Below are 10,580 nucleotides of genomic sequence, written 5' to 3'. Positions count from 1 at the left end.
TAACAGTATATCTGCCGCGGATTTTTGCACTGAAGAATACCGCTCATATTTTTCGGCTATTTGTGAAAAATCGATATTTGTTTTATCCATGTCTTTACCCTCATTTTAGGAAAATCACAGGGCTGCCATTTCACGTTTCATGTGCCGTACCCGTCGCATTTTTCAAAGGTTTTTATTGTAGCATCGGAGCGGCAGCTTGTTCATCATGGCAGCAAAACATTGATTGCACGACACGCAGGACGCTGCCACCGCTTTTCCCTGCTTGAACCGTTTTACCAGGTCAGGCTCCCGTATGAACGGGCGCGCCATGGAAATGAAATCCAATGTGCCTTCGAGCAGCTGTTTCTCCATAAACCCGAGTGACCGCATACCTCCCACAACGATCAAAGGAATGTTGCCCGTTGCAGATCTTATGATCTTTGCACCTTCGAGGTTGTATCCTTCTTCAAGGTTATATTTGCCTTCGAGTCTTTTCGTCATGACCCAGGCTACAGGCCTTTTCCAGAGAGGAAATGCCCTGGTGAGCTCGCGAACAGGCACATCACCCCTGACCATGTTCATGAAAGAGTAAACCGGCAGTGAACAGCTGATTTCAAGACCGTCGACCTTTAATGCTGCGAGCCAGGCGCAGTACTTTTTTGCCAGTTCAGGCTTTACACCGTCCTTGGGTGCAAAGTCGTTGACATTGATCTTGACGATGACCGGCATGTCCGGCGGCAGCGACTTTCTGACTGCCATCAGCACTTCCCTCATGAGCCGGAAACGGTTTTCATCCGAGCCTCCCCATTCATCATCCCGGTCATTTAAAAATGGTGAAAGGAACTGGCTGATCAAGTACCCGTGCGCAGCATGGATCTGCACACCATCCGCCCCTGCCTCTGCCGCACGCTGTGCAGCATCGCTGAAAGCGCGGATAGCGGTTCTGATGTCGTCCTGTGTCATTCTGGCCGGTTTGAACAAATAGACGGGGTCCCGCCGCGTTCCTGAAGGCCCCATAGGGGTTCTGCCGAAAACCTCTTTGCTGGTCTGCATACCGGCGTGGGCGAGCTGGAAAAATATCTTTGAACCATATTCATGCACCGTGTCCGTGAGTCTCCGCAGGCCCGGTATCATCGCATCACTGGAGATACCTGTCTGGAAAGGCATGGCCTTGCCGTAGGGATGGACGTTCATGAACCCGGGAATGATAAGCCCTACGTCTGACTTTGCAAGAAGCTTATACATGGTAATGAGTTTTTCCGTCACTACACCGTCCGGTCTTGACATACTTTCGTATGTTGCGGATTTGACAAACCGGTTCTTGATCTCTATTTTTCCAATCTTATACGACGTGAACAGTATGGACATCATGATTCTCACTCTAGAGTATATCAAAACAAGAGAACTTTAACAAACGGAAGCAGGAACCATTCTTTACCGATACAGCTTTGCGGATAGTAAGCATTAAATTTCAGAACCTTGTAAAGAATGGAGGCGGCGGGAGTTGAACCCGCTGTCGGTAGAGTTTATAAGGTTTTGAAAGATAAGGTTAATTCCGTGCAAACCCTTATCAGAAGCGGATCATCGGTCTTTTATGTGTTACTATGGCTTACTACCTGTTTTTACCGTTTGAGCCTAATTCTGATCACAAAAGCGATCACAGTTAATTATGCTTAATTATGTATAACGAGCAATATTAACTTTGGTTGGCTGGATGTTCACTTGTGGATTTTTGAGACTGTTTGATCAATCTAAAATTCAAGATCAATAAGAGCACCATGCCGTAAAATGGTAGCAAATAAAAAGTCATTCTATAAAAGAAACTCCACGGATGGCCGGGAATGAAACCACGCACGACATAAAGAGCTTTAAAAAAATAAACAGAACTGGTATCGATGGATATAAAAAACAGTGCCGTTAAGAAGATAACGACTTCAGAGATAGTCCTTTTCTTTAGTAGTTCTTTTGCAAAAACAACCAAGGGAAGCAATAAGAGTGTCAAATAATGATTCCAGCAGAGCGGAGACAAGAGGAGAGATGAAATAATAAACACTGAAAATCCTGTGTCATTATCGTAATTATATTTATTGATGCTGTAGACCCAATATAACAGGAACAATGCCTCTGTACCATAGAGATATAAATTTCTGTCAAATCGGTTCACCACGGGTATATAGGCTTTAGTGTTACCGTATGGTTGCAAATGCAGAAACAATTGCGTGAAAAATCCATTGAAAGAAGTATTCCCGAAGACAATTTCACAGCGTTGAATATCCCCGGGCAATACGTTAAAAATGAAGTAAAAAAGGTCGTGCTTTGTGATAAGGTATGAGAGAATAAGAATAAAGCCTATACCAATTGTAGCGGACAAGAACGCTTTATACTTTTTATTGATGAGTAAGTATATTATTAAAAGTCCGGGATAAAACTTAAGCATTGTGCCGAGTGCAATGAAAATACCGGCAAGGTTTTCTCTTTCCCTTTTTAAAAAGTACCATCCCGCTATGACAAACAAGGTAACAAGAATAGATATTTGACCATTGGAAAGGTTTATTTGAAAAGGAGCCCATGCAAGAACAAATAAAGATACTAAAGGGATGTATACCAATGGGATACTTTCAGATTTAAGCAATAAAGCAATTATCAAAACCATACACAATATCGTTATGATAACCCATAAGAATATCGCATTATGGTAATTTAAAAACCATAAAGGAAATAACAGAATTGCTGCAAATGGCGGATGCGCATCTATTAATTTGTTTTTCAGTATTGAATGTGTTTGGTTCTTTGGTTGTGGAAGTTCATCCATTTCCCTGTAATTGGATGGATATAAGGTTTTTCCCATAAGAAGCTGCTTGCCTGCCATATAATCCTGGATAAAATCCCCTGGCTTAGACATACCTATGGAAAAAGCATCTTTAAGCTCAGGCAATCTGATAAAGAAGTAAGTAATAAAAATTACAGCAAGAAAGATATACAATCCAATCTTATTTATTTTAATATTCATAATAGAAGTCTTATTGTACCCCTATTATTCTTATAGCATGTTTACAGGCGGTATATCAAAAGTAGGCAGTATGATAACCATTGATGTATATCATGCCTTATCATAGGGCTATGGCAGGTTTTATATATAATAGTAGTAAAGCATTAAGCCTAAGAATACCTATAAGAGCATATCAACCATATCAAGGTTGATATATATATGTCTTAAATAAATTATATAACCTTATCATAAGGCTATGGCAGGGCTTATAATAGCAGTTAAGGCTATCAATGGCTATATGTTAATGAGGATATTGGTATCCTATATAGATGTCATTAAGGAACATTGATGCTTATCGGAACTATTTGAAATTCCATGTAATTGATAAATGCAGAATACGTAAGTTATTGATTCTTCATAATCGGACGGGTACCGGATAAGATGGAGAATATCTTACAAGCTATAGAAAGATATTAAGTCATCGTAAATGAATCGAACAATATCATAAAATATAGCAAGTGAATCAGAGAGCATCCGATACAAATCGATTTAAGATCGGTATTTCGGTGTGAGCTACGGAACGTAAATCGATTAAAGACCGGTAATTTGGATTTATTTATATGTAAAGAACGTTTGAAATCGTTTTCTAACCGGTAAAATCGAATATCGATACCGGTTTCAGACCGGTATACCGGTATAATCTACCGGACGTAAATCGTTTATCATCCAGTTACCGTCCAGTGATTACCGGTAAACCTATCGGAGACTATCGAGTATCGTTACCGGTATATCGGATTTCGATACCCTTACATTCCGTATTTAAATCGATTTAAGCGGTATGAGATACCGGAAATACCGGATTTGATTACCGGTTTATCGATATTAGCTATCGAATTTATTTCCATTCCCATGTCTTGCTATACTTGCTTTGCAAGCAAGATAGAATGACCGTAAACGAGCTTGCTGATGCGCTTGATATACCTATTCAGCAGGTATGCAGGGCTGTAAATAACCTGTACCGCTATCATTGGTTATACCGGAGACGGAAACCCTGTAATTATAATATTAAAGGCTGGATATACGGATACAAGATAAACTGCAGGGGCATGGAATTTTTGAATTATAAAAAAGGGATGTTTTAAGAAAAGGTGGTTACAGGTAACTACAATATGTTTAATCCTTCAAGTGTGTACTTGTAATTGAATAGCCCTTTTTAGCAAAACAATTATAAGTTCTAAACAGACAATATCCTTCCGTAGTCCAGTATAGTCAGCTAACATGTGATCATGCATATTATCAGCCAATAAAACTGATGAATATATAGATTCATTCACGAATGCTTTTATAAAATATCGTTCAGCATCTTTGGTTATGAATTTTTTATATGATTGTTCAAATGTTCTGTATAGCTGACCTATTTCGTCAAAAGTGAAGCCCCCTTGCCGATGAATGATATGAGTTTTTTTAAAAAGAATATACATACCCAAACCTATCCACGGTTTTTTAAGTGATAAATGATCTCTAATTGCGCTCTCCCAGTAATGTTTAAATCTTTGTTTGCTATGGCTCTTATCTTTTTTCCGCAACCAATCAGGCAGGTAGTTTAAAATATCAAATTCAAGGTTAATTATGATCTTCTGTGCATAGCCGTATCTGAGCTTATTATCTGCTAAATAATGATTCAAATTCAATATGAAATCTTTCAATAAATGTGTCCTTACCGATTTACCCCTTCTATGTACCCCGACTGGATGATCGCTGTAAGTGAAGATGCCCCATAAAGTTTTATAGCCATAAAGCCTTTGATCAGCATTGATTGATTTATCCGGTTGAGCAACTGAATAGAATTGAAATATCAAAAAGGCTATGTAATCAGGATCAAGGTTTTTGTTTATAAGCTCCTGCTTTAATTTATCATCATTCAAATATTCCTTGAAGTTAGTATTTATTGCATTATTTAAATCGACAACTTTATCCCATTGAATATAATATCCAGAGAGGATTTTATATAGTTCAATATCAAGTTCGCTATCTAAGAGACTTGTTTCATAAAAGAAAACACCCCGTCTTCTATCATGGGGATCAAACGATGATCGAATATTTGTAATTCCATGCACATATCTCGGAAGCAGCTTTAGCCATTTCTTTACTGTGTTTTTAGATATGTGTGCTACCTGTGCTGTAGCTTTGATCTTTCCTTTAGTGTCTTTATTCCAATAGTAGCACTTCAACACCTGTATCTGTTTGTTAATAAGGTTACGTTTACTTATTCGTGCCATAATATGAAATTTTACCCCCTTCTATGAAGGGGGTCAATTAAATCAATTCTTCAAACCATGATCGCCCGCAAAATAGCTTCAACGCTGTATCTGACAAACTTAATTATTCGCCATTTAATGTCTTTACGGAATTCTAACGGCAGGCTAAAATGGGTTCAAAGAGGGAAAAGTTTATGAATATTAACATTGAAGAGAAAAGATTTGTGGACGTAACCACAATAAGCAATTTGTTGGGACTTAAAAAGGGCACAATCTATTTATGGACAAGTACCGGCCGACTTCCAGTTCACAAGGTCGGTCGCTTGAATCGCTACCGAATAAGTGAAGTATTAGAAGTTTTTAAATCACAGAACGAACAGAACCGTGGGTGAACTTCTAAATGAGCTTATGTATCCCTCCACGGTTGAAGGTGTAACAGAATTACTTCGGCGGGTGCGGGAGATTGAAACGTGCGTAGCACTGAATAACAATCTGATAAAATATTTTGTAAATAATTCCGAGGCACAGCAGATTCTAAGAAACGATAATGAAAATTTACTCTCGATCAAAAAAGAAAATATCGAGGCGTTACGACATTGTCCGCCTGAACTAATCACAAAAGCAGGGAGGTTTTTTTATGGAAAATAATAATATCGAGACTTTAATAAAAGAGATCAACGATCAACTTTTTGAACTACACACGTCAGCTATAACCGTTGATAGCATTAAATCGGACTACAAGAACCAGAAGCAAAATATTATAGAAAAAATAAACGTCCTCAAAAAACAGGGATACGATTCAGAACAAATACAAAACATCTTCAATCAATTTGATACCTCTAATAAAACAAATTATGCAAAGTATTTCTTTAATAAAAACCGCATTATTCCGGCAGCGGAATTTATTCAACTGGACTTAGGGGTAAAGTCTTGGCTTGTTCAAGACCTCATTCCCTCAAATATCTTAATATTTCTGTTCGGTATAGCAGGGCATTATAAAACATGGTTTGTATTACATCTTGCTGCTTGCCTTGCAAATGGCAGGACATTCTTAAATCGCCAAACAAAATCTATCAAGATTCTGATTGTAAATAAAGATAGTACACCCTCAGAACTTCAACGTAGACTCAAAAAATTTGGAATGATGGTAAATAATATTTTTGTGGATATGAGTCCACTTAGCCTTGACGCTTATGTTACCATTGCAAAAGAGTACGATCTTATCATTTTTGACAGCTTGATAAGATTCCACAATGCAGATGAAAACTCAGCGACTGAAATGGCTGAAGTCATGGGCATACTGCAAAAAATACGTGATGCTGGCACTACTGTCTTAGTTATTCATCATAGGGGGAAGGCTACAGGACAAGGGTATAGGGGTAGTTCTGAAATTCTTGCGGGTTGTGATCTTGCATTCAGTTTGAATAAAAATCCTGATGCTCTTATTTTAAAAACAGAAAAAACAAGATTGACTCCTGAGTATATTTTACACTTGAAGATGACTGAGGAAAACGATGTTATAAACTTCGTTGAACTGCCCACTGTACCAAAATCGGTCACACTTGCGGAAAAGTTATACGCTTTTATTGAAGATAAGAAGTATGACGGGGCTACCGCTGCGGATATAAGCTCAAATTTCGGTAAGCAATACGGAGAAATCCAGCCGGTCTTAAAAGAGATGATAAACGATGATTCTGTCTATCTTACTACCGAGGGCAAAAGAAAAGTATATCGTGGTAGTAACTTCAAACCCGCTTCAGGAGCGGATCAGCGGGAACTTACTACCTTACTACCGCCTATAGATAATAAAAACGGTAGTAACTTGGCAAGGAACAACATGGAGGGGGAAGTATGAACGCCACTGAACTACTGAACCAATTCAAATCTATGGGGATTCAACTCCATATTAACGGCAGTAAAATCAAATATCGCATACCCGAACCAGTGGTAAAAAAACACCCAGAACTTAACCAGCTATTAGCAGAACTGAAAGCACACAAACAGGAAGCAATAGAGCTTTTATCACAACAAAAGAAGCAATGGGTAGAACCAGAGCTTAAACCGGTAAGGGCGATCCTTTTATGGTCTGAGCTTCTACAGAATCATTTCTGGTGGCTAATTGATAAGTCCATACTGCCTGAAATACAAAGGGATGGCGTACCCGTTTATGACGATCAAGAGATAGGCATTATGTTAGACGCACGGGATAACGTTGAGCGTCAAAAACTACATTCATTCAAAAAGACATTCAATGCAACGATATGCAAGAACAAAATAAATGATGAAAGGAGGTGATAGCGATGGCCGGTAAAATAATTAAAAATCCCTCTCAAGAGCAACCCGAAAACGAGCAGCCGATCCAGAATCCGGATGCAGAAACGGAAAAGCGGATTCAGGAAGCCTTTGAGCGAGGTTTTGACAAGGGATTCGACAAACGGGGCGAACTCGCTTCCGATAACGGATTTGAGGAGAACCCTGAATAAAGGGAGCGCAACACTACGGGGCAGGCGTGTTGTATTGCCTGCCTTCTTCTTTAAACAGGGGTTTAACAAAAGTAGGTATTTTGTAAAGCGAACAGGCATTTTTAAGAGGTAAACACATGGTTTTAGATACATTAAAAGGCATAAAATTTTACATTCTGTATAGGAATTGTAAACATGGATAACTTACCGGTTGTTCAAAAACTTTCAATGGCACGGTATGAAAGCAAGGACATACCCGTCTATCTATCTGCTCCAGAGGTACAGGCTATGCTTGAAGCGTCCTTGAACAATAAACGGGATCATCTGCTTATAAATATTCTATGGCAAACAGGGTGCAGGATAACGGAAGCGTTAAGAATTACACGCAATGATATTGATACATACAACCTATCCGTCAGGGTTCTAACAGAAAAGCAGAGAAATAAGAAAAGCAAACCTGTTTACAGAGTAATACCGATCACATTGGGATTATCAAACGAGCTGGCGAGCTTTGCCTTGACGGAGAATATTACAGACAGGTTTTTTGATATTAGCCGACAGCGTGGCTTTCAGATTATCAAAGCCATAGCAAACAAGGCAGGCATAACAAAATCTGTCCATCCGCACACGCTCCGGCATAGCTTTGCCGTCAACTGCATAGGTCAAAGCGTGCCCTTGCCTATAGTGAAAGACCTTTTAGGTCATTCAAGCGTGCTGACAACAATGGTGTATTTGCGAATCGTCCAGCCGGATGCACGGCAATTCTTATCAGGGGTTAAATTCTAACATGAATAAACCAATCACAGACTACTTAAATACATGCCTTTATATATGCTATTTTCTTACGCATAGGCACATAGAAACGACGATCTTCCCGCTATTCATATCAGTCTACCAGCCGAGCGCCGGAAAGGCTTTTGAAGCTTTTAAACAATATGTTTACGATGTTTTGCTTACTGAATCAAAACACACAGTAAACCGTATTAAACCATGTAGCTCAATAATAAGGAATAGCAGTTGTAATTCCTGCATGTGTGATGTAGACTATTCATGCACGGAATTAACCGACACTTTCAAAACCTTTTCACAGGGGAGGTGAATATGACGTTAATACGAAGAGGTTTAAGGTGGATGGTTCAGCTAAGGCATGACGGCAGATTGATCAGGGTAGCAACGAAGACACAGAATAAAAAGCTCGCTGGAGAGATCGAAGCGAAGATAATAACGGAACTGGTAGAAGGCACGTATTTTGATAAGGGGCAAGATGGTAAAAAGCTGTTCCAAGAGATGGCGGAAAAGTTTATGCAAGAGTTTACAAGTGCAAAGACACAATCGAGTATAAGGCGGGATAAGCAACTTTTAGGGCACTTGTTACCGGCGTTCGGGAATTTACTCATAAAGGACGTCACACCTGCCAGAATAACGGCCTACAAGTTAGAGCGTAGGCATCAGGGTGCAGCACCTAAAACGATAAACCTTGAGCTTGGTCTTGGTAAACATATTTTCAACATTGGAATCAAACAGCTTGAATGGACACGGGATAATCCCTTTGTAAGAGTACCAATGGAAAAGCTACCACCAGCAAGAACCCGATGGTTTACCGATGATGAAATCAAAAGGCTATATGAAGCATCAGACGTCTGGTTGAAACCCATCATCAAGCTAACATTGAGCACCGGTTTAAGAGAAAGCGATGTCTTGGGTTTGCGATGGCAAGACATAGACCTTAAAAGGGATGTCATCACGCTTCAGGTCACCAAAACCAAAAGGATGCTTGGGCTACCTATGAATAATGCTGTCAGAGAATTGCTTTTAGGATTGAACAAGGTCAGACACATCAATTGCGATTTTGTGTTCCACAACGGTAATGGTGAAAGGCTAAGTGCAAGTACACTACGGCACGCCTTTGACAGAGCGTGCAGAAGGGCAAATGTTGAGGACTGTACATTTCACACTCTAAGGCACACAGTCGCTTCAAAATTAGTTCAGTCCGGCATAAGCTTATATCAGGTTCAAATGCTCTTGGGACATTCGACACCCAGCATGGCGATGAGGTACAGCCACTTAAGCCCTGATAACCTTAAAAGCGTTGTTGCAGTTCTTGATCAGCAGGGTGATCACAAAAAAGATCACATTCAGGTAGATCAAAACGGGCTATGACTGTTAAGGTCTTAGAAAACAAAAGGTTTTAGATACAAAAAGAATGGAGGCGGCGGGAGTTGAACCCGCGTCCACAACCATTTTCACCTCTGGCACTACATGTTTATCCTGTGTTTAAATGTTCGCTGTCTTCATCCCACCGGCAGGATTCTGACAACTATTCCATTTGGGGTGCGACCTTGGGTTAAACGGAATAAATCCCCGAAATCGCCTTGCTGAAAAGTTTATCGTTGAGACAGCCCGCAAGGTGACCGTATCAACTCAGCTGCTTTTAATTAAGCAGCGAGTGCGTAGTCGTTTGCGACTAGTTTTTTCCATCCTTTTAACGAGTAGATGGGACCTCGACATGCACCAAAAGGTTATCTTAGCCGTGTCGAAACCCTTCGCCCCCATTGGCTAATTGTTTTACTCCAAGATTCTTCATTGTGTTCGCATTGACGCCATCCTATTTCAGGCTGCGTCTCTGCTCTCTATCCAAGTCTTTCTTCTTGATTTGCTCGCGTTTATCAAAGAGCTTTCTGCCTTTGGCAATGGCAAATTCCAGCTTTGCCAGTCCTTTTTTAAAATATACACGCGTTGGCACTAAAGTAAAGCCCTTTTCCTTTACCTTGCCGGTCAATTTGTCTATCTCCGAGCGGTTGAGCAGCAGCTTTCTTGTCCTTGTCGGATCGTACCGCTCGGAGGTCATGTGGCTGTACGGCGATATGTGCGCACCGACCAGAAAAACCTCAT

General features: G+C 40.0%; 11 protein-coding genes and 1 other RNA gene. 7 read left to right on the top strand and 5 right to left on the bottom strand.

The window, feature by feature from the left end; translation table 11 throughout:
• Positions 1–162: 162 nt before the first annotated feature.
• Entirely contained in the window at positions 163–1,347 is a 1,185-nt protein-coding gene (locus tag M1381_11810; protein ID MCL4479756.1) for an NADH:flavin oxidoreductase, read from the bottom strand.
• Positions 1,348–1,675: 328 nt separating this feature from the next.
• Complete coding sequence (locus M1381_11805; protein ID MCL4479755.1) at positions 1,676–2,989, bottom strand: DUF2029 domain-containing protein; 1,314 nt, start codon at positions 2,987–2,989, stop codon at positions 1,676–1,678.
• Between the two features lie 923 nt (positions 2,990–3,912).
• Here M1381_11805 and M1381_11800 point away from each other — a divergent pair.
• On the top strand, positions 3,913–4,110 hold the full coding sequence (locus M1381_11800; protein ID MCL4479754.1) for a MarR family transcriptional regulator: 198 nt from the start codon (positions 3,913–3,915) through the stop codon (positions 4,108–4,110).
• A 39-nt stretch (positions 4,111–4,149) separates the two neighbouring features.
• Here the strand turns inward: M1381_11800 and M1381_11795 are convergent, their stop codons facing one another.
• Entirely contained in the window at positions 4,150–5,247 is a 1,098-nt protein-coding gene (locus tag M1381_11795; GenBank protein MCL4479753.1) for a hypothetical protein, read from the bottom strand.
• Positions 5,248–5,610: 363 nt separating this feature from the next.
• Between M1381_11795 and M1381_11790 the strand changes: the two genes are divergently transcribed.
• The 6 genes from M1381_11790 to M1381_11765 all read left to right on the top strand — a co-directional run bounded on the left by M1381_11790 (position 5,611) and on the right by M1381_11765 (position 9,848).
• Entirely contained in the window at positions 5,611–5,874 is a 264-nt protein-coding gene (locus M1381_11790) for a hypothetical protein (GenBank protein MCL4479752.1), read from the top strand.
• Positions 5,864–7,081, top strand: a complete 1,218-nt coding sequence (locus tag M1381_11785; GenBank protein ID MCL4479751.1) for a helicase RepA family protein — start codon at positions 5,864–5,866, stop codon at positions 7,079–7,081. Before M1381_11790 ends, M1381_11785 begins: the two co-directional genes overlap by 11 nt.
• Positions 7,078–7,521, top strand: coding sequence for a hypothetical protein (locus M1381_11780; GenBank protein ID MCL4479750.1), 444 nt, complete (start codon positions 7,078–7,080; stop codon positions 7,519–7,521). Before M1381_11785 ends, M1381_11780 begins: the two co-directional genes overlap by 4 nt.
• A 5-nt stretch (positions 7,522–7,526) precedes the next feature.
• A complete protein-coding gene (locus M1381_11775) occupies positions 7,527–7,709 on the top strand; it encodes a hypothetical protein (protein ID MCL4479749.1) in 183 nt (60 codons plus the stop codon).
• 174 nt (positions 7,710–7,883) lie between these two features.
• A complete protein-coding gene (locus M1381_11770) occupies positions 7,884–8,474 on the top strand; it encodes a tyrosine-type recombinase/integrase (GenBank protein ID MCL4479748.1) in 591 nt (196 codons plus the stop codon).
• Between the two features lie 315 nt (positions 8,475–8,789).
• Positions 8,790–9,848, top strand: coding sequence for a site-specific integrase (locus tag M1381_11765; GenBank protein MCL4479747.1), 1,059 nt, complete (start codon positions 8,790–8,792; stop codon positions 9,846–9,848).
• Positions 9,849–9,889: 41 nt separating this feature from the next.
• Here the strand turns inward: M1381_11765 and ssrA are convergent.
• Positions 9,890–10,239: a transfer-messenger RNA gene (gene ssrA, locus M1381_11760) on the bottom strand.
• A 54-nt stretch (positions 10,240–10,293) separates the two neighbouring features.
• Positions 10,294–10,580: SsrA-binding protein (locus tag M1381_11755; protein ID MCL4479746.1), on the bottom strand; the 287-nt coding region annotated here is incomplete at its 5' end.

It is taken from the genome of Deltaproteobacteria bacterium (assembly GCA_023382265.1).
In the GTDB taxonomy this organism is placed as follows: Bacteria; JAMCPX01; JAMCPX01; order JAMCPX01; family JAMCPX01; genus JAMCPX01.
Note: the sequence above shows the minus strand (reverse complement) of the source record. Positions and strands in the feature narration are given on the sequence as shown.

What these genes read in the sequence shown, in the direction of transcription:
- M1381_11780 (MCL4479750.1), top strand. Translation starts at nt 7,078, where the DNA reads ATGAACGCCACTGAACTACTGAACCAATTCAAATCTATGGGGATTCAA.
- M1381_11785 (MCL4479751.1), top strand. Translation starts at nt 5,864, where the DNA reads ATGGAAAATAATAATATCGAGACTTTAATAAAAGAGATCAACGATCAA.
- M1381_11775 (MCL4479749.1), top strand. Translation starts at nt 7,527, where the DNA reads ATGGCCGGTAAAATAATTAAAAATCCCTCTCAAGAGCAACCCGAAAAC.
- M1381_11765 (MCL4479747.1), top strand. Translation starts at nt 8,790, where the DNA reads ATGACGTTAATACGAAGAGGTTTAAGGTGGATGGTTCAGCTAAGGCAT.
- M1381_11770 (MCL4479748.1), top strand. Translation starts at nt 7,884, where the DNA reads ATGGATAACTTACCGGTTGTTCAAAAACTTTCAATGGCACGGTATGAA.
- M1381_11805 (MCL4479755.1), bottom strand. Translation starts at nt 2,989, where the DNA reads ATGAATATTAAAATAAATAAGATTGGATTGTATATCTTTCTTGCTGTA.
- M1381_11795 (MCL4479753.1), bottom strand. Translation starts at nt 5,247, where the DNA reads ATGGCACGAATAAGTAAACGTAACCTTATTAACAAACAGATACAGGTG.
- M1381_11800 (MCL4479754.1), top strand. Translation starts at nt 3,913, where the DNA reads ATGACCGTAAACGAGCTTGCTGATGCGCTTGATATACCTATTCAGCAG.
- M1381_11810 (MCL4479756.1), bottom strand. Translation starts at nt 1,347, where the DNA reads ATGTCCATACTGTTCACGTCGTATAAGATTGGAAAAATAGAGATCAAG.